The organism is Castellaniella ginsengisoli, from assembly GCF_040955415.1.
Classification (GTDB): Bacteria; Pseudomonadota; Gammaproteobacteria; order Burkholderiales; family Burkholderiaceae_B; genus Castellaniella; species Castellaniella ginsengisoli.
Map to the genome: position 1 here is coordinate 480817 of NZ_CP158257.1, position 21749 is coordinate 502565.

General features: G+C 65.2%; 21 protein-coding genes. 2 read left to right on the forward strand and 19 right to left on the reverse strand.

Features of this window, described 5'->3' with window-relative positions; translation table 11 throughout:
- Positions 1–37: 37 nt before the first annotated feature.
- Positions 38–718, forward strand: a complete 681-nt coding sequence (locus tag ABRZ00_RS02285) for a Fe2+-dependent dioxygenase (protein WP_368641285.1) — start codon at positions 38–40, stop codon at positions 716–718.
- Between the two features lie 79 nt (positions 719–797).
- Here ABRZ00_RS02285 and serB read toward each other — a convergent pair whose 3' ends face one another.
- Positions 798–1649 carry a phosphoserine phosphatase SerB gene (serB, locus tag ABRZ00_RS02290; protein ID WP_368641284.1) on the reverse strand — a complete coding sequence of 284 codons (852 nt, stop codon included), beginning with the start codon at positions 1647–1649 and terminating at the stop codon, positions 798–800.
- A gap of 157 nt (positions 1650–1806) precedes the next feature.
- Between serB and ABRZ00_RS02295 the strand changes: the two genes are divergently transcribed.
- Positions 1807–2886 carry an alpha-hydroxy acid oxidase gene (locus ABRZ00_RS02295; protein ID WP_368644403.1) on the forward strand — a complete coding sequence of 360 codons (1080 nt, stop codon included), beginning with the start codon at positions 1807–1809 and terminating at the stop codon, positions 2884–2886.
- Between the two features lie 12 nt (positions 2887–2898).
- On the opposite strand, the gene ABRZ00_RS02300 is transcribed toward ABRZ00_RS02295, so the two are convergent.
- From ABRZ00_RS02300 to ABRZ00_RS02385, 18 genes are all read right to left on the reverse strand, one after another.
- Positions 2899–3420 (reverse strand): DUF2818 family protein, encoded by a 522-nt coding sequence (locus ABRZ00_RS02300; RefSeq protein ID WP_368640297.1) that lies wholly within the window; start codon positions 3418–3420, stop codon positions 2899–2901.
- Positions 3421–3433: 13 nt separating this feature from the next.
- The gene (gene nuoN / locus ABRZ00_RS02305; RefSeq protein WP_343837120.1) at positions 3434–4918 is read right to left on the reverse strand and encodes an NADH-quinone oxidoreductase subunit NuoN; all 1485 of its coding nucleotides are present in this window, start codon (positions 4916–4918) and stop codon (positions 3434–3436) included.
- Between the two features lie 12 nt (positions 4919–4930).
- Positions 4931–6418 carry an NADH-quinone oxidoreductase subunit M gene (locus tag ABRZ00_RS02310; protein WP_368641282.1) on the reverse strand — a complete coding sequence of 496 codons (1488 nt, stop codon included), beginning with the start codon at positions 6416–6418 and terminating at the stop codon, positions 4931–4933.
- An 11-nt stretch (positions 6419–6429) separates the two neighbouring features.
- Positions 6430–8493, reverse strand: a complete 2064-nt coding sequence (gene nuoL / locus ABRZ00_RS02315) for an NADH-quinone oxidoreductase subunit L (RefSeq protein ID WP_368641281.1) — start codon at positions 8491–8493, stop codon at positions 6430–6432.
- Positions 8494–8500: 7 nt separating this feature from the next.
- The gene (gene nuoK / locus ABRZ00_RS02320) at positions 8501–8809 is read right to left on the reverse strand and encodes an NADH-quinone oxidoreductase subunit NuoK (protein ID WP_343837127.1); all 309 of its coding nucleotides are present in this window, start codon (positions 8807–8809) and stop codon (positions 8501–8503) included.
- Positions 8806–9432 carry an NADH-quinone oxidoreductase subunit J gene (locus ABRZ00_RS02325; RefSeq protein WP_368641280.1) on the reverse strand — a complete coding sequence of 209 codons (627 nt, stop codon included), beginning with the start codon at positions 9430–9432 and terminating at the stop codon, positions 8806–8808. The genes nuoK and ABRZ00_RS02325 overlap by 4 nt, the downstream gene beginning before the upstream one ends.
- 16 nt (positions 9433–9448) lie before the next feature.
- Complete coding sequence (gene nuoI, locus ABRZ00_RS02330) at positions 9449–9937, reverse strand: NADH-quinone oxidoreductase subunit NuoI (protein WP_269357307.1); 489 nt, start codon at positions 9935–9937, stop codon at positions 9449–9451.
- Positions 9938–9947: 10 nt separating this feature from the next.
- Positions 9948–11021 carry an NADH-quinone oxidoreductase subunit NuoH gene (nuoH, locus tag ABRZ00_RS02335; RefSeq protein ID WP_368641279.1) on the reverse strand — a complete coding sequence of 358 codons (1074 nt, stop codon included), beginning with the start codon at positions 11019–11021 and terminating at the stop codon, positions 9948–9950.
- The gene (gene nuoG / locus ABRZ00_RS02340; protein ID WP_368641278.1) at positions 11021–13351 is read right to left on the reverse strand and encodes an NADH-quinone oxidoreductase subunit NuoG; all 2331 of its coding nucleotides are present in this window, start codon (positions 13349–13351) and stop codon (positions 11021–11023) included. The genes nuoH and nuoG overlap by 1 nt, the downstream gene beginning before the upstream one ends.
- Before the next feature lie 14 nt (positions 13352–13365).
- Positions 13366–14733 carry an NADH-quinone oxidoreductase subunit NuoF gene (nuoF, locus tag ABRZ00_RS02345; RefSeq protein WP_343837137.1) on the reverse strand — a complete coding sequence of 456 codons (1368 nt, stop codon included), beginning with the start codon at positions 14731–14733 and terminating at the stop codon, positions 13366–13368.
- Entirely contained in the window at positions 14730–15215 is a 486-nt protein-coding gene (gene nuoE / locus ABRZ00_RS02350) for an NADH-quinone oxidoreductase subunit NuoE (protein WP_368641277.1), read from the reverse strand. Before nuoE ends, nuoF begins: the two co-directional genes overlap by 4 nt.
- Before the next feature lie 28 nt (positions 15216–15243).
- Complete coding sequence (locus tag ABRZ00_RS02355) at positions 15244–16497, reverse strand: NADH-quinone oxidoreductase subunit D (RefSeq protein WP_368640291.1); 1254 nt, start codon at positions 16495–16497, stop codon at positions 15244–15246.
- A gap of 1 nt (position 16498) precedes the next feature.
- Positions 16499–17110, reverse strand: a complete 612-nt coding sequence (locus ABRZ00_RS02360) for an NADH-quinone oxidoreductase subunit C (protein ID WP_343837146.1) — start codon at positions 17108–17110, stop codon at positions 16499–16501.
- 28 nt (positions 17111–17138) lie between these two features.
- Positions 17139–17615, reverse strand: a complete 477-nt coding sequence (locus ABRZ00_RS02365; RefSeq protein WP_043680684.1) for an NADH-quinone oxidoreductase subunit B family protein — start codon at positions 17613–17615, stop codon at positions 17139–17141.
- 10 nt (positions 17616–17625) lie between these two features.
- A complete protein-coding gene (locus ABRZ00_RS02370) occupies positions 17626–17985 on the reverse strand; it encodes an NADH-quinone oxidoreductase subunit A (protein WP_343837148.1) in 360 nt (119 codons plus the stop codon).
- 244 nt (positions 17986–18229) lie between these two features.
- A complete protein-coding gene (locus ABRZ00_RS02375) occupies positions 18230–18544 on the reverse strand; it encodes a DUF4148 domain-containing protein (RefSeq protein WP_368641276.1) in 315 nt (104 codons plus the stop codon).
- A 306-nt stretch (positions 18545–18850) separates the two neighbouring features.
- Positions 18851–19942 carry a porin gene (locus tag ABRZ00_RS02380; RefSeq protein ID WP_368641275.1) on the reverse strand — a complete coding sequence of 364 codons (1092 nt, stop codon included), beginning with the start codon at positions 19940–19942 and terminating at the stop codon, positions 18851–18853.
- Between the two features lie 331 nt (positions 19943–20273).
- The gene (locus ABRZ00_RS02385; protein ID WP_368644404.1) at positions 20274–21518 is read right to left on the reverse strand and encodes a porin; all 1245 of its coding nucleotides are present in this window, start codon (positions 21516–21518) and stop codon (positions 20274–20276) included.
- Positions 21519–21749 lie beyond the last annotated feature (231 nt).

The window sequence follows — 21749 nt, forward strand, 5'->3', positions numbered from 1 at the left end:
TTTGCCGAAGCCCACTTCACGCCCGACCGGAACCGCCATGCTGCTGTCCATCCCCGATCTGCTGACCTCCGAACAAATCCGCCAATGCCGCGCCGCCCTGGAACAAGCGGCCTGGGCCGACGGCCTCGGGACCGCCGGCCACATCGCCGCGCAGGTCAAGCGCAACCGGCAACTGCCGCTGGACCATCCCGCCGCGCAGCACTGGGGCCAGGCCATCGTCCAGGCCCTGACGGCAAACCCCACCTTCATGTCCGCCGCCCTGCCCGCGCGCATCCTGCCGCCGCGCTTCAACCGCTACGAGGGCGGAGAACACTACGGCTTCCATATCGACAACGCGATCTTCCAGGTGCCCGACACGGCCACGCGCGTGCGCACGGACATATCGACCACGGTGTTCTTCAGCGACCCCGACGAGTACGAGGGCGGCGAACTGGTCATCCAGGATACCTACGGAGAACAGCGCATCAAGCTGCCCGCCGGCCACGCCGTGGTCTATCCCGGCACCAGCCTGCACCGCGTCACCCCCGTCACCCGGGGCGTGCGCTACGGCTCGTTCTTCTGGACCCAGAGCCTGGTGCGCGACGACGGCCGCCGCGCCCTGCTGCTGGACCAGGACATCGCCATCCAGCGCCTGATCCAGGCGGGCGCCGATGCTGAAATCGTCGCTCAACTGACCGGCGTGTATCACAACCTGCTGCGCATGTGGTCCGAACTGTAGGGCCGGATAATCCGGCGCCGGCCAACCTCGCGGTTGGAAGCGCCGACCGATGAGCCCGCATCACCCGCCGCGAATCCGCCTAATGCCGCAACCTGAACCAGTTCAGCACCGCATCCAGGGGGCTGTGATCCAGCGCGAAGCGCGCCTGGGCGCGCACCACGGGCTTGGCCCGGTAGGCCACTGAATAATAGGCCTGCGCCATCATCGGCAGGTCGTTGGAGCCATCGCCCAGGACGATGATCTGCTCCGGCGCCGCGCCCATGGACTCCGCCAGCGCGCGCACATGGCGCGCCTTGGCCGCACCGTCGACGATATCCCCCAGCACCCGGCCCGTGAGCACGCCGCCGGCGACTTCCAGGACGTTGGCATGCGCTTCGTCCAGGGCCAGGCCCCGGCGCAGGCGTTCGGTAAAAAAGGTGAAACCGCCCGACACCAGGATCGTTTTCAGGCCGTGGGCGCGGACGACCTCGATCAGGCGCTCGGCCCCGGGGTTGAGCCGCAGGCGTTCGGTGAAGACTTGCTCCAGCGCGGTTTCCGGCACGCCGCGCAGCAACGCCACGCGGCGGCGCAGGCTTTCGGAGAAATCCTTGATCTCGCCGCGCATGGACGCCTCGGTAATCGCGGCGACCTCGGCCTTGCGGCCCACCGCATCCGCGATCTCGTCGATGCACTCGATATTGACCAGGGTGGAATCCATGTCCATGGCCAGCACCCGGCAGTCTCCCAGGCGCCGCACCGTGTCCAGCCAGGCCGCGTCCATGCGCGCGGCGGCGGCCAGCGCCAGGGTCTCGTCCCGGCAATCGGGGTCCACGTCCAGCAGGCGCACCACCGTGGGGGCGAGTTCCTGCACGCCGCCCGCACAGGCCACGGCCGCGAGCCGCTCGATGTCCGCCGCCGCCAGGCGCGGCGCCTGCAGGATGATGTGTGCCATGTCGGGATTCCAGTCCGGGAAAGTTCAGCGCGGCCATTTTAGCCGCTTGTGCAAGGGCCGTTGCCCGCCCGGACCTGCCCTCCTCGCCGGGGCGGCACCCCCACGGCCTGCGACTCTATGGCATCCTTGCTGTTTGAGCCAACCACCGCATCGACCCATGACCCCCCCGCTCTGCGCCCAGGACTACGCCGAACTCGCCCGCTCACGCCTGGACCCGGCGGTCTGGGCCTGGCTGGAATCCGGCGGCGCGGACGAGCGCACCGCCCAGGCAAATCTGGCCGCCTGGCCCGCGCTGCGGCTGCGCAGCCGGGTGCTGCGGCCGATGGCGGGCGCCCACACCCGCGTGACGCTGGGCGGGCAAACACTGGCGCACCCTATCCTGATCGCCCCCACCGCCTGGCACGGCCTGGTCCACGCCGATGCCGAGACCGCCACCGCCCTGGCCGCCGCCGCCACCCGCACCCCCTATGTGCTCAGCGCCCAGTCGGGCACGCCCATCGAAGCCCTGGCCGCTTTGCCCGAGCCGCCGCTGCTGTGGTTCCAGCTCTACGCCCAGGCCCGCCGCGAAGACACCCTGGCGCTGGCGACCCGCGCCCTGCGGGCCGGCGCCCGCGCCCTGGTGCTGACGGTGGATGCGCCGGTCAACGGTGTGCGCAACGCCGAGCAGCGCAGCGGCTTTCGCGTCCCGGATACGATCCGCTCCGTTCATCTGGACGGCCTGTCACCGCCTGCGGCCCGGCCGGCGCCGCCGGGGGGCAGCCCCCTGTTCGACAGCGGCCTGCTCGATGCCGCACCGGATTGGGACGACGTGGCCTGGCTGCGGGATCAGTTGCCGGCCGGCACACCGCTGTGGCTCAAGGGCATCCTGGATCCCGAGGATGCCCACCTGGCCCTGGCGCACGGCATCGACGGCCTGATCGTGTCCAACCACGGCGGCCGCTGCCTGGACACCCTGCCGTCCACCTGCGAGGCCCTGCCCGCCGTGGCGCAGGCCGTGGCGGGGCGCATCCCCCTGCTGGTGGACGGCGGCATCCGGCGCGGCACGGATATCCTCAAGGCGCTGGCGCTCGGCGCCCGGGGCGTGCTGATCGGCCGGCCCGTGCTGCACGCTCTTGCGGCGGGCGGCGCACCGGCGCTGGCGCACCTGATCCAGGTATTGCGGGGTGAACTGGAAGTGGCGATGGCCCTGACGGGCTGCCGCACGCTGGCCGACGTGGACGCCCGCGTGCTCTATTGAATCAGGCCGGCGTCAGCGCGGCCGGCGGCGCAGCATGTAGCGCCAGACAAAGCCGGGATAGCCCAGCACCAGGAACAGGGCCAGGGTCACGGCATAGAACTCCCAGCGCTGCGGAAAGGCATTGCCCAGGTTCAGCTCCAGGGCGAAGCCCAGCGTGCCGACCAGCACGTAGCCCACCAGGACTTCCAGCAGCCGGTCAAAAAAGGATTTGACGCCGCCCGTGCCGCCGCGCCAGCCCGGCAAGGCCAGCAGCGCCCAGGCGAATGCCAGACTGAACAGGAGCTTCAGCAGAAACAGCGCCGTGGCGGCGCCGCCGCCGGCGAAAGACCCGCCGACCAGCGCCAGCGTGCCCCAGGACCACAACGCCACCCCGGCCAGGAAGATCAGGCCCAGGCCCCAGCGCAGCGCCGCCGGCCCGGCGCCGGAGGCCGCGCCCCAGGGCCAGGGCGCCAGCCGCCGCTCCAGCAGGAACGGCAGGTTGGCCATGACCAGGGCACAGAGGATGACGATCCAGACCGCCGCCGTCAGGGACATGAAGACCCGCGCCTCAGAAAGCCAGCGACTGGCGGATGACGTCCACGCACAGGGCCATCAGGCCGCCCGGCAGGATCCCCAGGCCGATCACCAGCAGGCCGTTCACGGACATGACGCCGCGCGTGGCCAGCGTGCCCGCGCCCAGCGTGATGCTGTCCTCGGGCTCGTCGAAATAGGCGGCCTTCACCACGCGCAGGTAGTAGAAGGCGCCGATCAGCGAGCACATCACCGCGAACACGGCCAGCCACACGTGGCCCGCGCCGACGACGGCCTGCAGCACCACCAGCTTGGCGTAGAAGCCCGACAGCGGCGGAATGCCCGCCAGCGAGAACATGGACAGCATCAGCACGCCGGCCAGCAGCGGATTGCGGCGGTTCAGGCCCTTGAGGTCGGAGATTTCCTCGCACTCGAAGCCCTGGCGCGACATCAGCAGGATGAGGCCGAAGGTGGACAACGTGGTCAGCACGTAGATGACGACGTAGAACAGCGAGGCGCCGTAGGCCTCGGCGCTGGCGCCGGCCTGGCCCTCGTAGACGCCGGACATCAGGCCCAGGAACACGAAGCCCATCTGGCCGATGGTCGAGTAGGCCAGCATGCGCTTGAAGTTGGACTGGGCGATGGCGACGATGTTGCCGACGGCCAGCGACAGCACGGCCAGGATCAGCAGCATCGGCTGCCAGTCGACCGCGATGCCGTGCAGGGCCTCGATCAGCAGGCGCAGCGTGATGACGAGGGCGGCGAATTTCGGGGCCGAACCCACCAGCAGCGTCACCGTGGTCGGCGCGCCCTGGTAGACGTCGGGCGTCCACATGTGGAAGGGCGCGGCCGTCATCTTGAAGGCCAGGCCCGAGACGATGAACACCACGCCGAACACCAGCGGCATGCGATCGGCGCCGCCGTCGCGGATCACCTGGGCGATCTCCACCAGGCCGAGCTGGCCGGTGGCGCCGTAGATCATGGACATGCCGTAGAGCAGGATGCCCGAGGCCAGGCAGCCCAGCACGTAGTACTTCATGGCGGCCTCGGTGGCGGCCAGATGATCGCGGCGCAGGGCCACCAGGCCATACAGGGCGAAGGACATCAGTTCCACGCCCAGGTACACCGTCAGCATGCTGCCGGCCGAGATCATGACGAACACGCCCAGCAGGGTCAACAGCGCCAGGGAGTACATTTCCCCGCCGCGCGCCATCATGTCGCGTTTTTCAGCATAGGCGCGGCCATAGATCAGCGTCACGGCGACCGAGATCGCCGACAGGATCTTCAGGAAATGGCCCAATGAATCGGCCACGTACAGGCTGCTGAAGGTGCGGCCCTGCGTGCCCTCGCCCCACTGCCCCCAGGACACCAGGATGACGACCAGCAGCGCGCCCATGGTCAGCATGAAGGTCATGCGCCGCGTGGGCTCGTTGCCGAAGGCGTCGATCAGCAGCACGGCCCCGGTCAGCACCAGCAGAACGATCTCGGGAGTCGCCAGCGCGAAGTCGAAAAGATTTTGCATAGTGGTTCAGGCCTACAGTTTCGAGAGGGACACGTGCTGCAGCAAGGCTTGCACCGAGGGATGCATCAGGTCCGTGAAGGGCTTGGGGTAAATGCCCATGAACAGCGTCAGAATGGCCAGCAGGCCCAGGATCAGGAATTCGCGGCTGCAGAGATCGGACATACCGTCCACCTGCTCGTTGGCCACCGGCCCGAAGGCCACGCGCTTGACCATCCACAACGAATAGCCCGCGCCCCAGATCAGCGCCGTGGCGGCCAGCAGGCCGATCCAGAAGTTGTACTGCACCGCGCCCAGGATCACCGTGAACTCGCCGATGAAGCCGCTGGTGCCCGGCAAGCCCGCATTGGCCATCGAGAACAGCACGAAATAGGTGACGAAGCGCGGCATGCGGTGCACCACCCCGCCGTAGGCGTCGATGCGGCGTGTATGCAGGCGGTCGTACATGACGCCGATGCACATGAACATGGCGCCCGACACGAAACCGTGCGAGATCATCTGGATGATGGCGCCTTCGAGGCCGGTGACGTTGAACACGAAGAAGCCCAGGGTGACGAAGCCCATGTGCGCCACGGACGAATACGCCACGAGCTTTTTCATGTCGTCCTGGACGATGGCGACCAGGCCGATGTAGATCACCGCGATCAGCGAGAGCGCGATCATCAGGCCGGCCAGGCTGTGGGAGGCGTCCGGAGCGATCGGCAGGGAAAAGCGCAGGAACCCGTAGGCGCCCAGCTTGAGCATGATCGCCGCCAGCACGATGGAGCCGCCCGTGGGGGCCTCGACGTGGGCGTCGGGCAGCCAGGTGTGCACCGGCCACATCGGCACCTTCACCGCGAAGGCCGCCAGCAGCGCCACGAAGATGAAGACCTGCTCGGTGTAGTCCAGGGGCAGTTGGTGCCAGGTCGCGATGTCGAAAGACCCGCCCGAGGCGTGCCACAGGTAGATGAAGGCGATCAGGGTCAGCAGCGAGCCCAGCAGCGTGTAGAGGAAGAACTTGAAGGCCGCGTACACGCGGTTCGGTCCGCCCCAGGCGCCGATGATGATGTACATCGGGATCAGGGTGGCCTCGAAGAACACGTAGAACAGCATGCCGTCCAGGGCGCAGAACACCCCGATCATCAGGCCCGACAGGATCAGGAACGCGGCCATGTACTGGGCCACGCGGGATTTGATGATTTCCCAGCCGGCCAGCACCACGATGATGGTGATGAAGGCCGTCAGCAGCACGAACCACACCGAGATGCCGTCGATCCCGAGATGGTAGTTGAGGTTGAAGGCCTCGATCCACGGCGTTTTCTCGACGAACTGCATGTCGGCCGTGTCCGGGTTGAAACCGGTGTACAGGGGGATGGTCACCAGCAGCCCGATGACCGAGCCGACCAGCGACAGCACCCGGGCCGGCCCCGGATTGTCGTCCCGGCCGACCAGCAGCACCAGCAGCCCGAAGAAAATCGGGACGAAGATCGAGAGGGTCAGCCAGGGGAGTGTAGAGGACGCCATTTCGCTAGCCATCAGTGAACCATCAAGACGAAGAAAGTGAGAAATACCATGATGCCGATGATCATGGCGAAGGCGTAGTGATAGATGTAGCCGGACTGCAGCAGGCGGGCCGTGGCGGCCGCCGCCCCCACCAGCCGCGCGCTGCCGTTGACGATCAGGCCGTCGATGAGGCCGCGGTCGCCGCCTTGCCACAGGCCGCGCCCCAGGGCGCGGGCGAAGCGGGCGATGACGTTCTCATTGAACCAGTCGAAGTAGTACTTGTTGTCCAGCAGGCGGTAGAGGGGCGCCAGGCTGCGCGCCAGCGCGGCGGGCACCGACGGATTGACCAGCCAGCAGTACCAGGCGACCGCGAAGCCTGCCAGCAGCAGCAGGAACGGCACGGTCGTGAAGCCATGCAGCGCATAGGCCACCCAGCCGTGCCAGTGGTGCGCCAGTTCGGCCATCGCCGGGTGGTGGGTCATCACCGTGATGCTGTTGCCGAAATAGCCGTCGAACAGCAGCGGATCGATGAACCAGACCCCGGCCACCACCGACATCACCGCCAGCAGCGCCAGCGGAAGCGTCACCACCCAGGGCGATTCCTTGGGCAGGCCGCCGGCATGATGATCGTCGTGCGCGGCACCGTCATGCGCATGCTCGTCGTGGCCGTGCGCCGCCAGGGTGCGGCCTTCGTCATGATGGACATGGGCCGGGCCGTGCTCGGTGTCGAAGCGTTCCTTGCCGTGGAAGACCAGGAAATACAGGCGGAAGGAATACAGCGAGGTCACGAACACGCCGCACAGCGTCGCGTAGTAGGCGAAGTTCGCGCCCCAGACACCGGCTGCGCCGGCGGCCTCGATGATGTGTTCCTTGGAATAGAAACCCGAGAAGAACGGCGTGCCCACGAGGGCCAGGGTACCGATCAGCATGGTGATCCAGGTGATCGGCATGTACTTGCGCAAGCCGCCCATGTGGCGCATGTCCTGGTCGTGGTGCATGCCCAGGATGACCGAGCCCGCCCCCAGGAACAGCAGCGCCTTGAAGAACGCATGCGTCATCAGGTGGAAGATCGCCACCGGGTAGGCCGAGGCGCCCAGCGCCACCGTCATGTAGCCCAGTTGCGACAGCGTGGAATAAGCCACCACGCGCTTGATGTCGTTCTGCACCACCCCGAGGATGCCCAGGAACAGCGCGCCGAAGGCGCCGATCACGATGATGACCGACAGCGCCGTGGGCGACATCTCGAACGCGGGCGAGAAGCGGGCCACCATGAAGATGCCGGCCGTCACCATGGTGGCGGCGTGGATCAGGGCGGAAATCGGGGTCGGGCCTTCCATGGAGTCGGGCAGCCAGACATGCAGCGGCGCCTGGGCGGATTTACCCATGGCGCCCACGAACAGCGCCAGGCAGACCACGGTCAGCAGGTGCCATTCGGTGCCCGGGAACAACAGGCCGGACAGCCGGTCGACCTGGGCGAAGACCTCGGCGTAGTTGAGGCTGCCGGTGTAGGCGTACAGCAGGCCGATCCCCAGCACGAAGCCGAAGTCGCCCACGCGGTTCACCATGAAGGCCTTGAGGTTGGCGAACACCGCCGTCGGACGGCCGTAATAGAAACCGATCAGCAGGTAGGACACCAGGCCCACGGCTTCCCAGCCGAAGAATAGCTGCAGCATGTTGTTCGACATCACCAGCATCAGCATGGAGAACGTGAACAGCGAGATGTACGAGAAGAAACGCTGGTAGCCCGGGTCGTCGGACATGTAGCCGATGGTGTAGATATGCACCATCAGCGATACGGAGGTCACCACCACCATCATCAGCGCCGTCAGCGGATCGATCAGGAAGCCGATCTCGAACTTGACCGAGCCGATCATGGACCAGGTGTAGACCGTGCCCTCGAAGGTCTGGCCGTCCAGCACCTGCTGCAGCACCAGCAGCGAACCGATGAAGGAGATCGCCACCCCCAGGATGGTCAGGACGTGCGAGCCCCGGCGTCCCAGCCACGACCCGAGAAAGCCCGTGCCGAAGAAGCCGGCGATCACGGCCGTGACCAGCGGCGCCAGGGCGATCAGGAGATACAGATTCTGTGCGGACATGGCGTGACTACCCCTTCAGCTGGTCGAGCTTGTCGACGTTGATGGTGCTGAGATTGCGGAACAGCAGCACCAGGATCGCCAGCCCGATGGCGGCTTCGGCCGCGGCCACGGTCAGCACGAAGAACACGAAGATCTGCCCGGCGGGATCGCCCGACCCGATGGAAAAGGCGACGAAGTTCATGTTGGCCGCCAGCAGGATCAGTTCGATCGACATCAGCAGCACGATCAGGTTGCGGCGGTTCAGGAAGAAACCGAATACGCCCACGGCGAACAGGATCGCCCCGACGATCAGGTAATGGCTCAGGCCTATGGTCATTTCTCGGCTCCTTCGGATTGCGTATCGGCCGTTTCGCTCTGCGAGGGGATGCTCACCAGGCGCACCCGGTCGGCGGCGCGCACGCGCACCTGCTTGCCGGGATGAGTGCGCTTATAGTCGGAGCGCTTGCGCATGGTCAGGGCGATGGCGCAGATCATGCCCACCAGCAGGATCACCCCGCCGATCTCGACGGCGTAGGCGTACTCGGTGTACATCGCCGTGCCCAGGGCCAGGGTATTGTCGAAATCATCGGCCGGGGTCGGCAGCGCCGGGGCGTCGCCCCAGGAACGCAGCACCACGAAGGCCATTTCCAGCACCATGATCCCGCCGATGGTCAGGCCCAGCGGCAGATAGACCTTGAGGCCCTGCTTGAGGCCCTCGGTGCGCATGTCGAGCATCATCACGACGAACAGGAACAGCACCATCACGGCGCCGACGTAGACGATCACCAGCACCAGCGCCAGGAATTCCGCCTGGATCAGCATCCACATCATGGACGCGGTGAAGAAGGTCAGGATCAAGTGCAGCACCCCGGTCACGGGGCTGGTGGCCGTGATGACGCGAAACGCCGCCACGACCAGCACGATGGCCAGCAGGTAGAACAGAACAGTATCGAAACTCATGGTCGGTATCCCGGCATCAACGGTAGGGCGCGTCGGCGGCGCGGCGAGCCGCGATTTCCGACTCGTAGCGGTCGCCCACGGCCAGCAGCATGTCCTTGGTGTAGTACAGGTCGCCGCGCTTTTCGCCATGGTATTCGTGCAGATGCGTCTCCACGATGGCGTCCGTGGGACAGGCTTCCTCGCAGAAGCCGCAGAAAATGCACTTGGCAAGATCGATGTCGTAGCGCGTGGTGCGGCGCGTGCCGTCCTCGCGCTGATGCGACTCGATCGTGATGGCCAGGGCCGGGCAGACCGCCTCGCACAGCTTGCAGGCGATGCAGCGTTCCTCGCCGTTGGCGTAGCGGCGCTGCGCGTGCAGGCCGCGGAACCGCGGCGAGGCCGGCGTTTTCTCCATCGGATAGCGCAGCGTGATCTTGCGCTTGAAGAAGTATTTGCCCGTCAGACGCATGCCTTCGAGCATCTCCTTCAGCATCAGGCTGCCGAAGAAATCCTTGATCGCTTCCATCTCGTACCCCTTACTGCCAGATGTTCCAGGGCGTCTGCATCCAGATCGCCACCACCACCAGCCAGATCCCCGTCAGGGGAATGAAGACCTTCCAGCCCAAACGCATGATCTGGTCGTAGCGGTAGCGCGGGAACGTCGCGCGGAACCAGATGAACATGGACACCACCACGAAGGTCTTGAGGCCCAGCCACAGCCAGCCCGGCACCCAGGTGAAGGGCGCGAAGTCCAGCGGCGCGGCCCAGCCGCCCAGGAACATGATCGCGGCCATCGCCGACAGCAGGATCATGTTGGCGTATTCGCCCAGGAAGAACAGCGCGAAGCCCATGCCGGAGTATTCCACCATGTGCCCCGCCACGATTTCCGATTCGCCTTCGACCACATCGAAGGGGTGGCGGTTGGTCTCGGCCACCGAGGACACGACGTAGATCACGAACAGCGGCAGCAGCGGCAGCCAGTTCCAGGACAGGAAGTTCAGGCCCATGCCGGCGAAGTGGCCGACGCTCTGGCCCTCGACGATGCCCGAAAGGTTCAGCGTGCCCGACACCAGCAGCACCGTGACCATGACGAAGCCGATGCCCAGCTCGTAGGACACCATCTGCGCCGAGGCGCGCAGCGCCCCCAGCAGGGCGTACTTCGAGTTCGAAGCCCAGCCGGCCATGATGACGCCGTAGACCTCGACCGAGGTGATGGCCAGGATGAAGAGCAGGCCCGCATTGATGTCGGCCAGCACGACTTCCGGCTGGAACGGGATCACCGCCCAGGCCGCCAGCGCCGGCATCAGCGTCACCACCGGGGCCAGGATGTACAGTACGCGGTTGGCCTTGGACGGCACGATCAGCTCTTTGGTGAGCAGCTTGAACACGTCGGCGAAGGGCTGCAGCAGGCCGCGATAGCCCACTCGGGTGGGGCCCAGGCGCACGTGCATGGCGCCGATCATCTTGCGTTCCCAGTAGGTCAGATAGGCCACGCACAGGATGATGGGCACCGCAATGACGACGATCTTGATCAGCGTCCAGACCACCAGCCAGGGGGTCTCGCCGATCAGGCCGGCGCCGAAGGCGTTGAGGGTGTTCAGCCAGTCCATTAGCAACGCTCCACCTGGATTGCGCCCGAGCCCATGCCCAAGGCGGCGGTCTGTTCAAAGGCCCCGGCGATGCGCACGGCTCCGTCGGCCACGGTGTCGTCCAGGGCGGCCTGCAGTTCGGCCGAACCGTGGGCCGTGGACACACGCACCGCGTCTCCGGCCGACAGGCCCTGCGCCTGCAGCGTGGCGGCATTCATGGCCGCGCGCGGCGGCGCTGAATTGATGTGCTCTTGCAGCGGCTGCGAGCGGCGCACCAGGGCATCGGTGCGGTAGATCGGCAGTTCGGCGACGCGCTCCAGGCCGGCGGACGGCGCCGATGCGGCCGGCGCCAGCCGGATCTCGTTGGACAGGCGGCCATCCAGCCCCCCCACCATCACGGTGTCGCGCACCGATTCAGAGGTTTCGTCGTCGAAGCCTTGCAGATCCATCAGATTGCCCAGCACGCGCAGGACCTTCCAGGCCGGGCGGGTGTCGCCCACCGGAGCGGCCACGCCCTTGAAGCTCTGCACGCGGCCCTCGGCGTTGACGAAGGTGCCGGACGTTTCGGTAAAGGGGGCGATGGGCAGCATCACGTCGGCCCAGTCTTCGGCCGCCGAGCGGAAGGACGTGAACGCCACCGCCATAGCCGAACCCTGCAGCGCGCGCACGGCGCGTTCGCCCAGCTCGCTGTCCAGGCGCGGTTCGGCGTGCAGCACCAGATAGGCCTTGAGGGGTTCGCCGCCCAGCATGCGGCGCGCATCCAGGCCGCCTTCGGCCGGCACGGCGCCGGCCAGATAGCCGCCCACGGTGTTGCCGCCGGGGGTCAGGAAACCGAAGCGACCGTCCGCCAGGCGCGCGATGGCCTGGGCGTTGGCCGCGAGTTGCGCGGCCTGGTCGTCGGCCAATGCCAGGTTGCCCATCAGTACCGCCACCCGTTCGCCGGAGGCGAGGCTGGCGGCGATGGCGCGCGCGGCCTCGCCCGGCTGCACGCCGGACAGGCCCTCGGGCACGGGCTGGGATTTGATTGCGGCCAAGGCGGCGGCGATCTCGGCCAGGGCCCCGACCAGCGCCGAGGGCTTGACCGTCAGGCGGCCAGCGACCGGCACCAGGGGATCGGCGGCGACGCTGTCCACCAGGGACAACTGCATGCCGTGCTTGGCCGCCTGGCGCAGGCGCTGCGCCATCAAGGGGTGATCCTTGCGCAGGAAGGAGCCCACCACCAGGACGCGGTCCAGGGTGTTCAACTCGGCGATCGGCAGGCCCAGCCAGGGGGCTCCGGAACGCACGGCGTCGAAGGCCGCGCCGTCGCCACGCAGGCGGAAGTCGATGTTGTCCGAACCCAGGGCGCGCGTCAGGCGCGCCAGCAGGGCGAGTTCTTCCAGGGTGGCGGTTTCGGTGGCCAGCGCGCCGATCTGGGCGCCGCCGCCGTCTTCGCGCACCTGCTTGAGGCCGGTGACCACGGATTGCAGCGCATCGGACCAGGAAGCCTCGTGCCACTGGCCGTCGCAGCCGCGCACCATCGGATGCTGCAGGCGGTCTTCGGCATACAGGCCGGCGTAGGAAAAGCGGTCGCGGTCGCTGATCCAGCATTCGTTGACCGGTTCGTTCTCGAACGGCACCACACGCAGCACGCGGTCCATCTTGGTCTGCACGACCAGGTTGGCGCCCACGCTGTCGTGCGGGCTGATCGAGCGGCGGCGGGCGAGTTCCCAGGTGCGCGCGCCCATCATGAAGGGCTTGGACAGCAGCGCGCCCACCGGGCAGACGTCGATCATATTGCCCGAGAGCTCGGATTCGACGGCCTCACCCACGAAGGTGGTGATCTCGGAGAATTCGCCCCGGTTCAGCATGCCGATTTCCATGTAGCCGCCGATTTCCTGGCCCACGCGCACGCAGCGGGTGCAGTGGATGCAGCGCTGCATCTGTTCGGCCGAGATCAGCGGGCCCATGGGTTTGTGGAAGACCACGCGCTTGGGTTCTTTATAGCGCGATGCCGATTCGCCGTAGCCCATGGCCAGATCCTGCAACTGGCATTCGCCGCCCTGATCGCACACCGGGCAATCCAGCGGGTGGTTGATCAGCAAGAACTCCATGACCGCGCGCTGGGCGTCGATGGCCTTGGGCGAGCGGGTGTGCACCACCATGCCGTTGGTGACCGGCGTGGCACAGGCCGGCAGGGCCTTGGGCGCCTTTTCGACCTCGACCAGGCACATGCGGCAGTTGGCCGCAATGCTGAGCTTCTTGTGATAGCAGAAATGGGGGATGTACAGGCCCGCCGCGTGGGCTGCCTGGATGACCATGCTGCCTTCTGCGGCTTCGACCTTAAGCCCGTCGATGGTGAGTTCTACCATGGCGTGTCCTGACCCTACAGATACTTGGCAACCACGCAGTCCTTGTGGTCTACGTGGTGCACGAATTCGTCGCGGAAATGCTTGATGAAGCTGCGCACCGGCATGGCGGCCGCATCGGCCAGGGCGCAGATCGTGCGCCCCATCATGTTATGCGCCACGGAATCCAGTGTTTCGATGTCTTCCATCGTGCCCTGGCCGTGTTCCATGCGGTTCATCATGCGGTACAGCCAGCCGGTGCCCTCGCGGCAGGGCGTGCACTGGCCGCAGGATTCCTCGAAGTAGAAATACGACAGGCGCATGAGCGACTTGACCATGCAGCGGGTCTCGTCCATGACGATGACCGCGCCCGAGCCCAGCATGGAGCCGGCCTTGGCGATGGAATCGTAGTCCATGTTGGTCTGCATCATGATGTCGGCCGGCAGCACCGGGGCCGAGGAGCCGCCGGGGATCACCGCCTTGAGCTTGCGGCCGCCGCGCATCCCGCCCGCCAGTTCCAGCAGCGTGGCGAAAGGCGTGCCCAGCGGGATCTCGTAGTTGCCGGGACGCTCGACGTCGCCCGAGATCGAGAAGATCTTGGTGCCGCCCGCCTTTTCGACGCCGAGTTCGGCGTAGGCCTGGGCGCCCATGCGGATCACCCAGGGCACGGCGGCGAAGGTTTCGGTGTTGTTGATCGTGGTCGGCTTGCCGTACAGGCCGAAGCTGGCCGGGAACGGCGGCTTGAAACGCGGCTGGCCCTTCTTGCCTTCCAGGGATTCCAGCAGCGCGGTTTCCTCGCCGCAGATGTAGGCGCCGAAGCCGTGATGCGAATGCAACTGGAAGCTGAAGCCCGAGCCGAGGATGTTCTCGCCCAGGAAGCCGGCCTCGCGGGCCTCTTCGAGCGCCTGCTCGAAACGCTGGTGGATCTGGAAGATCTCGCCGTGGATGTAGTTGTAGCCCACGGACGCGCCCATCGCGAAGCCGCCGATGATCATGCCTTCGATCACGGCGTGCGGGTTGTAGCGCAGGATGTCGCGATCCTTGAACGTGCCGGGTTCGCCCTCGTCGGAGTTGCAGACGACGTATTTCTGGCCGGGGATGTTGCGCGGCATGAAGGACCATTTCAGGCCCGTCGGAAAGCCCGCGCCACCGCGGCCGCGCAGATTGGAGGACTTGAGTTCGGCGATCACGTCGTCGGGCGTCATGCCCGAGAGGACTTTCTTCAAGGCTTCGTAGCCGCCGCGCGCCATGTAGTCGCGGATGCCCCAGTTGTGGCCGTCGAGGTCGGCCAGGATCTGCGGCTGGATGTGGCGGCCGTGAAAGATCATGCTGCGGGCGGGGTCTCCACCGAGATCGGGCGAGAGTGCGTCCGTGGAGAATTTCTGCAGTACGTCCAGAGCGCTCATGCGGATTCCTTCAGTGCGCCGATCAGGGCATCGATTTTTTCCGGTTGCATGCGGCAGCACATGTGCGTGCCATTGGCCAGCATCACAGGCGCATCGCCGCAGGCGCCCATGCATTCACCCTCGACCAGGGTGAACAGGCCGTCCGGCGTGGTTTCGTGAAAACCGATGCCCAGCGTGCGCTTGAGGTGCTCGGCCGCCTGCGTGCCGCCCTGGAGCGCACAGGGCAGATTGGTGCAGATGGTCAGCGTATAGCGGCCCACCGGCTTGGTGTTGTACATGTTGTAGAAGGTGGCGACCTCCTGGACGGCGACCGGCGGCATGCCCAGATAGGCGGCCACGTCGCGGATCACTTCGGTCGAGACCCAGCCTTGTTCGCCCTGGGCGATCGTCAGCGCCGCCATCACGGCGGACTGCTTCTGGTCGGCCGGGTACTTGGCGATTTCCCGGTCGATGTCCCGGTAGGCTTGTTCGGAAAGCAACATAATCAGATTCCCTGTGATGTCCGCGCGGCTAGCGATCGATCTCGCCGAACACGATGTCCTGGGTCCCGATGATGGTGACCACGTCGGCGATCATGTGGCCCTTGGACATTTCCTCGAGCGATTGCAGATGGGCGAAGCCCGGCGCGCGGATTTTCAGGCGGTAGGGCTTGTTGGCCCCGTCGGACACCAGGTAGATGCCGAACTCGCCCTTGGGGTGTTCCACGGCGGCGTAGGCCTCGCCCTCGGGCACGTGCATCCCTTCGGTGAAGAGCTTGAAGTGGTGGATCATGTCTTCCATGCCGGCCTTCATGCGCTCGCGCTTGGGCGGGGCGACCTTGTGGTTGCCGGTGATCACCGGGCCGGGATTGTTGCGCAGCCACTCGACGCACTGGCGGATGATGCGGTTGGACTCGCGCATTTCCGCGATGCGGCACAGGTAGCGGTCGTAGCAGTCGCCGTTCACGCCCACGGGAATGTCGAAATCCAGGCGGTCGTAGACTTCGTAGGGCTGATGCTTGCGCAGATCCCATTCGATGCCGGAGCCGCGCAGCATGGGGCCGGTGAAGCCCAGCGCCAGCGCGCGTTCGGGCGACACCACACCCACGTCGACCAGGCGCTGCTTCCAGATGCGGTTGTCCGTCAGCAGGACTTCGTATTCGTCCACGCAGGCCGGGAAGCGGTTGGTGAAGTCCTCGATGAAGTCCAGCAGCGAACCTGAGCGCGCCTCGTTCATGGCGCGCAGTTCTTTATCGGAACGGTACTTGGAGCCCTTGTACTGCGGCATGGTGTCGGGCAGGTCGCGGTACACCCCGCCCGGGCGGTAGTAGGCCGCGTGCATGCGCGCGCCCGAGACCGCCTCGTAGCAATCCATCAGGTCTTCGCGTTCGCGGAAGGCATACAGGAACACCGCCATGGCGCCCACGTCCAGCGCGTGCGAGCCCAGCGACATCAGGTGATTCAGGATGCGCGTGATCTCGTCGAACATGACGCGGATGTATTGCGCACGCAAGGGGATCTCGATGCCCAGCAGACGCTCGACGGCCATGCAGTAGGCATGCTCGTTGGACATCATGGACACGTAATCCAGGCGGTCCATGTAGGGCAGCGTCTGCAGGAAGGTGCGGGTTTCCGCCAGTTTCTCGGTGGCGCGGTGCAGCAGGCCGATGTGGGGATCGGCGCGCTGGACGACTTCGCCGTCCAGTTCGAGCACCAGGCGCAACACCCCGTGCGCGGCAGGGTGCTGCGGGCCGAAGTTCAGGTTGTAGTTCTGGATCTCTGCCATATCAGTACCGTTCTATGCCGTAGTGGTCTTCGCGCACGACGCGGGGAGTGATCTCGCGCGGCTCGATCGTGACGGGCTGGTAGATGACGCGCTTTTGCTCGGGGTCGTAGCGCATCTCCACGTGGCCGAAAATCGGGAAATCCTTGCGGAACGGATGCCCGATGAAGCCGTAGTCCGTCAGGATGCGGCGCAAGTCGGGGTGGCCTTCGAAGACGATGCCGTACAGGTCGAAAGCTTCGCGCTCGTACCAGTCGACCGAGGGCCAGATATCCACCAGCGAGGCGGCCACCGGGAAGGCGTCGTCGGGCATGTAGGCCCGCACCCGCAGACGCCAGTTGTGCGTGACCGACAGCAGGTGGATCACCACGGCGAAGCGCTGGGGATGCGCATCGGCGGCATCATAGGTGGGCGCCTTCCAGGCGGAATAGTCGATTCCGCAAAGGTCGATGCAGGTCTCGAAGCGCAGGCTGGCATGGTCGCGCAGCACGCGACAGGTATCCACCCAGGCGTCGGCGGGCACCAGCAGCGTCAGTTCGCCGCGGTCCTCGGTGAGGACAGCCGAGGCCCCCAGGACCGCGCGCAGATTCGTGTCTAAAGTCTGTAGCCGTGTCATAGCGTATGTATCAGCGGTTGGCCGGCGCCTAGCGGGCGATGGTGTTGGTCAGGCGGATCTTGTTCTGCATCTGCAGCAGGCCGTAGACCAGGGCTTCGGCCGTGGGCGGACAGCCCGGCACGTAGACATCCACCGGCACGATGCGGTCGCAGCCGCGCACCACCGAGTAGGAATAGTGGTAGTAGCCGCCGCCGTTGGCACAGGAACCCATGGAAACCACCCAGCGGGGCTCGGGCATCTGGTCGTAGACCTTGCGCAGGGCCGGCGCCATCTTGTTGCACAGCGTGCCGGCCACGATCATGAGATCGGACTGGCGCGGGCTGGGGCGGAAAATGATGCCGAACTGGTCGAGGTCGTAACGCGCCGCGCCGGCATGCATCATCTCGACCGCGCAACAGGCCAGGCCGAACGTCATGGGCCACAGCGAGCCCGTCTTTGCCCAGTTGAGGAACTTGTCCGCGCTGGTGGTGATGAAACCTTTGTCCATGACACCTTCAATAGCCATATGAACCCCCTTATTCCCAGTCCAGCGCGCCGCGCCGCCATTCGTAGATGAAGCCGACCGTCAGCACGCCCAGGAAGATGGCGACCGTCCAGAAACCGACCATGCCCACCACGCCATTGGCCATGGCCCAGGGAAACAGGAAGGCGATTTCCAGGTCGAACATGATGAACAGGATGGCCACCAGGTAGTAGCGCACGTCGAATTTCATGCGCGAATCGCCGAAGGCCTCGAAACCGCACTCGTAGGGCGAGAGCTTTTCGGGATCGGGCACGTTGCGGCCCAGCAGACGGCCCGCGCCCAGCAGGGCTGCGCCGATCAGCGTGGCGACGATGATGAAAAGCAGCACGGGAAAGTACTGTGCCAGATTCATGAGCAGCCCCTGTTCCGGAAGATCAAACTACGGGATTGTAGCATTTCGACAAGCCCGCCCGCCGGGAAAACCCGAGGTGGAAACATATTCGAGATCAAGAATTTCAGAAGATCACAGGACGCCTTTCAGATGCCTGAATCCTCCTCCTCGCGGACCACGCGGCGATGGCGCAATGGCACCATGAAAAAAGCCTGCCGCGCATCCGCGCGGCAGGCTCTTGCGGCTTTCAAGCCCGAGGCCGTGATTACAGCATGCGGGGGTACTGGCCCCGATCCCCGATGGTCAGCAGGCCGGCGCTCTTGGCTTGCTTGAGTTCATTCAGGACCTGGGCGCGGGTCAAGGCCGGGGCTTCGGCCCGCGAACCGGGATAGCTGCCTTGCTCGCCCGCGATGACCAGGCCTTGGGATTGGGCCACGCGCAGCGCCTGGACGACGCCCGCGCGGGATTGCGTGCTGGGCGTCGTGATTTCAGGGTAGTTGGCCTGATCGGCCCGGGCGATGCCGGCGGAAGCGAGGCCCAGGGACAGCAGGGCGATGGAGGCGGCGGTAGTGACTTTCATGAGAGTTTCCTTCAGTTCAGGTGTGTGACGAAGCAGGATGCCACCGGATGTCGGCTGGCGAGTCATGCCCTGCTCTGTTGGAAACAGTGTGCGCTTTTGCTGCGCTGCGATAAACGGGGCTGCGGCCAATTCATTTTTCCATTTTTGGCAATAATCGGCCGCCACGCCCGGAAACCGCTTGTCCGGCATAGACGCAAAAAACCACCCCGGAGGGTGGTTTTTTGCATCGGAGGCCGAAGCCCCCGTCGTTCGCGACGGCCCGGCGAACCGGGCCGCATGCGGCATAGGGGGTTCTATGCGCAGTGATCAGAACTTGTGATTCAGGCCAAAACCGGCTTCTTTCACCTTCACGCCGTCGGCGTAACCAACACCCGTACCGTAGCTACCGTAGGCGTACACGGAGGTGCGCTTGGACAGCGGGTACTTGTAGTTCACATGGTAGATGTTCTGGGTCTTGGCAGCGTCGCCCCACTTGTCGGCATCGTCCAGATTGGACGAGGATCGCGACCAGGACACCACCAAGGCGCCCGCGCCAACCGGCGCCGACAAACCGGCATAGTAGTTGCTGGACTTGAAGTCCTTGCCCAACGAATACGCGCCGATCAGTTCTTCGTACAAGTCTTTCGCTTCGTTGGCCCAGCCCAGCTTGCCATAGCGGTCCTGACCATAGGCCAGGTGCAGCTTGACCACCTCGAAATCGTAGGCCCCGGCGATTGCCCAATTGGTGATTGCGTGATCCAGCGTGCTGCTGGCGCGATCATAGCTTGCGGCGACAAAGAGGGGGCCGCTCTCGTACTTCAGGGCGGTCGACAGGTGGTTGCTGCGATCCGAAGCGGACACCCCGTTGACACGGGCGACGGTCGTTTCGGGGTTACCGTAGGCAATCCCGGCCTTGAAGCCGGAGAAACCGGGGGTGACATACTTGAACGAATTGGCCATGCGGGTGCTGGAGCCCTGCGCCCCGAAGGCCCGGTCCATATCACCGAAGCTCACCCCTTCGTTCACATCATGGGTAAAGCTGTTGCCTAAGTTGTACTGGCGGCCCATCGTGAAGACCCCCAAACTGTCGCTGCTCAGACCGACAAACGTCTGGCGCGCGAAGCCACTGTGTTTGGCGCCCGACCCTTCGCCCAGATTGGCATTGGCTTCCAGTTGGAAGACGGCGCGCAAGCCGTCGCCCAGGTCTTCGGAACCCTTCAGGCCCCATCGGCTGCCGTTGAAGATGCCATCGCGCAAACCCGAGCTGGTGCTTGAGCCCTGCACATTATTTCTGTCGTACTTGACCTGGCTATAGCCATAGCCGGTGTCAAGAATGCCATACAGCGTGACGGACGTTTCCGCCTGGGCCACGCCGGCAAAGCCGACACACAGCGCCGCAGCGAGGAGCGTCTTTTTCATGAGGGAGATCTCCGTAAGTTGAATGAATCAGAGCAGCCTGTCGACGACAAGCGGGGCTGCCCCGGCCACGCCGCAACGAGACGTTGCAGCCGGAACCGATACGAAGTCTGACACTCGAATATGACAGCTATGGGTCTACCTCTTGATGGACGCGGATTAAATTTTATCGACAGATTTTCGGCAAACAGATGACGGCAAGAAACCAGGTGCCGCAAATGCAAAAAACCACCCCGAGGGGTGGTTTTTTGCATCGGGGACCGAAGTCCCCGCAGTTCGTGACGGCCCGGCGAACCAGGCCACATCGCTTGCGCGGACAAGCCACGCGATGCGATTAGAACTTGTGATTGATACCGACGCCAGCTTCGGTACCCTTCAGGTCCTTCACGTAGCCCAGGTTCTTGCCGTACGAAGCGTACGTGTAGACACCGGTACGCTTGGACAGCGGGTAGAAGTAGTTGACTTGGTAGGTGCTGATGTTGCCAGCAGCATCGCCCCAGCCGCCGTCGGCCACAGCGTCGTCCAGGTTGGACGTGGAGTAGTTCCAGCCGGCGTACAGGGTGCCGCCACCCACGGGGGCGCTCAGGCCGACGTGGTAGTTGTTGGACTTGAAGTTGTTGCCCAGGGCGAGGGCGGCGGGAACGGCCACACCGGTCAGGCCGCCAGCGGCGCCGTTCCAGCCCAGCTTTCCGTGGCGGTCTTGACCGTAGGCCAGACCCAGCTTCACGACTTCAAAGTCGTAGGAGCCGTTGATCTGCCAGGAAGTGGCGGCATCCAGATCGGTAGCCGAACCGATCGCACCGGTCTGGCTTTGACGGTCGTAGCTGGCGCCAGCGGCGATCGGGCCGTTGGCGTACAGGACGCCAGCGGACACGCGGGAACCGCGGTTGGCAAAGGCCGAACCGTTGGTGTTGCGGCCCACGGTGGTGCCACCGTCGTTGTCGGTACCGTACATCAGGACAGCCTTGAAGCCGGACATGTCGGGCGTGACATACTTGAAGGAGTTTTCGACGCGGGTGCCTTCGCCCAGGCCGGTGGAACCGAAGACCTTGTCGGCATCACCCAGGTTCACGCCATTGGGAACCAGGAAGGTATCCACGCCGGCGGAGTACTGACGGCCCATCGTGAAGGTACCCCAGTTGTCGCTGGACAGACCGACGAAGGATTGACGGTTGAAGCCGCTGTGAGCGGCGCCACCGCTGCCACCCAGGTTGACGTGGGCCTCGACTTGGAAGATAGCGCGCAGGCCATCACCCAGATCTTCGGCGCCCTTCAGACCCCAACGGCTGCCGTTGAAGGTGCCGTCGCGCAGGCCGGAGGACTTGGCGGTGATGTCAGCGCCATTGTGATCGTACTTGTAGTTCTGGTAGCCGTAGCCGGTATCCAGGATACCGTACAGCGTCACGGACGTTTCCGCTTGAGCAACGCCAGCGGTGGCAAAGCCGGCCAGCAGAGCAGCAGCGAGCAGAGTCTTTTTCATGTAAGAAATCTCCGTAGATTTGTGTGAATCAGAGCAGGCCAACAACAACCTGTGCCGCTGCTCTTCCAACTCCGCGATGGGAAGTTGTAGGTATTGCATCAAAAATCCGGGGCGAATGCCACGTTGGGCGGGACAAAACCGCCAGTTTCCCGGGAAGACGTTGCATGTTCACAACAATGATGCGGACCGGCCGATGCCGGATCAGGGATTACCCCGAATTGGTATCCAAGTGTGAAGCGCGGTCCAAGACCGGCCCGAAGAAGCCCAAGCGCGGCATGGCTGGCCGGGCATATAGCCGCGCGGCGCGGCGTCGTATCATCACGACCATTG

Excerpts from the sequence above, each read along its gene's own strand:
- nuoG (WP_368641278.1), bottom strand. The coding sequence starts at position 13,351 with ATGGTAGAACTCACCATCGACGGGCTTAAGGTCGAAGCCGCAGAAGGC.
- serB (WP_368641284.1), bottom strand. The coding sequence starts at position 1,649 with ATGGCACACATCATCCTGCAGGCGCCGCGCCTGGCGGCGGCGGACATC.
- nuoK (WP_343837127.1), bottom strand. The coding sequence starts at position 8,809 with ATGACCATAGGCCTGAGCCATTACCTGATCGTCGGGGCGATCCTGTTC.
- nuoH (WP_368641279.1), bottom strand. The coding sequence starts at position 11,021 with ATGGACTGGCTGAACACCCTCAACGCCTTCGGCGCCGGCCTGATCGGC.
- ABRZ00_RS02300 (WP_368640297.1), bottom strand. The coding sequence starts at position 3,420 with ATGTCCCTGACGGCGGCGGTCTGGATCGTCATCCTCTGTGCCCTGGTC.
- ABRZ00_RS02325 (WP_368641280.1), bottom strand. The coding sequence starts at position 9,432 with ATGAGTTTCGATACTGTTCTGTTCTACCTGCTGGCCATCGTGCTGGTC.
- ABRZ00_RS02285 (WP_368641285.1), top strand. The coding sequence starts at position 38 with ATGCTGCTGTCCATCCCCGATCTGCTGACCTCCGAACAAATCCGCCAA.
- ABRZ00_RS02370 (WP_343837148.1), bottom strand. The coding sequence starts at position 17,985 with ATGAATCTGGCACAGTACTTTCCCGTGCTGCTTTTCATCATCGTCGCC.
- ABRZ00_RS02310 (WP_368641282.1), bottom strand. The coding sequence starts at position 6,418 with ATGGCGTCCTCTACACTCCCCTGGCTGACCCTCTCGATCTTCGTCCCG.
- ABRZ00_RS02365 (WP_043680684.1), bottom strand. The coding sequence starts at position 17,615 with ATGGCTATTGAAGGTGTCATGGACAAAGGTTTCATCACCACCAGCGCG.
- ABRZ00_RS02295 (WP_368644403.1), top strand. The coding sequence starts at position 1,807 with ATGACCCCCCCGCTCTGCGCCCAGGACTACGCCGAACTCGCCCGCTCA.
- ABRZ00_RS02375 (WP_368641276.1), bottom strand. The coding sequence starts at position 18,544 with ATGAAAGTCACTACCGCCGCCTCCATCGCCCTGCTGTCCCTGGGCCTC.
- nuoI (WP_269357307.1), bottom strand. The coding sequence starts at position 9,937 with ATGGAAGCGATCAAGGATTTCTTCGGCAGCCTGATGCTGAAGGAGATG.
- ABRZ00_RS02380 (WP_368641275.1), bottom strand. The coding sequence starts at position 19,942 with ATGAAAAAGACGCTCCTCGCTGCGGCGCTGTGTGTCGGCTTTGCCGGC.
- ABRZ00_RS02385 (WP_368644404.1), bottom strand. The coding sequence starts at position 21,518 with ATGCAATACCTACAACTTCCCATCGCGGAGTTGGAAGAGCAGCGGCAC.
- nuoE (WP_368641277.1), bottom strand. The coding sequence starts at position 15,215 with ATGTTGCTTTCCGAACAAGCCTACCGGGACATCGACCGGGAAATCGCC.
- nuoN (WP_343837120.1), bottom strand. The coding sequence starts at position 4,918 with ATGCAAAATCTTTTCGACTTCGCGCTGGCGACTCCCGAGATCGTTCTG.
- nuoF (WP_343837137.1), bottom strand. The coding sequence starts at position 14,733 with ATGAGCGCTCTGGACGTACTGCAGAAATTCTCCACGGACGCACTCTCG.
- ABRZ00_RS02355 (WP_368640291.1), bottom strand. The coding sequence starts at position 16,497 with ATGGCAGAGATCCAGAACTACAACCTGAACTTCGGCCCGCAGCACCCT.
- nuoL (WP_368641281.1), bottom strand. The coding sequence starts at position 8,493 with ATGTCCGCACAGAATCTGTATCTCCTGATCGCCCTGGCGCCGCTGGTC.
- ABRZ00_RS02360 (WP_343837146.1), bottom strand. The coding sequence starts at position 17,110 with ATGACACGGCTACAGACTTTAGACACGAATCTGCGCGCGGTCCTGGGG.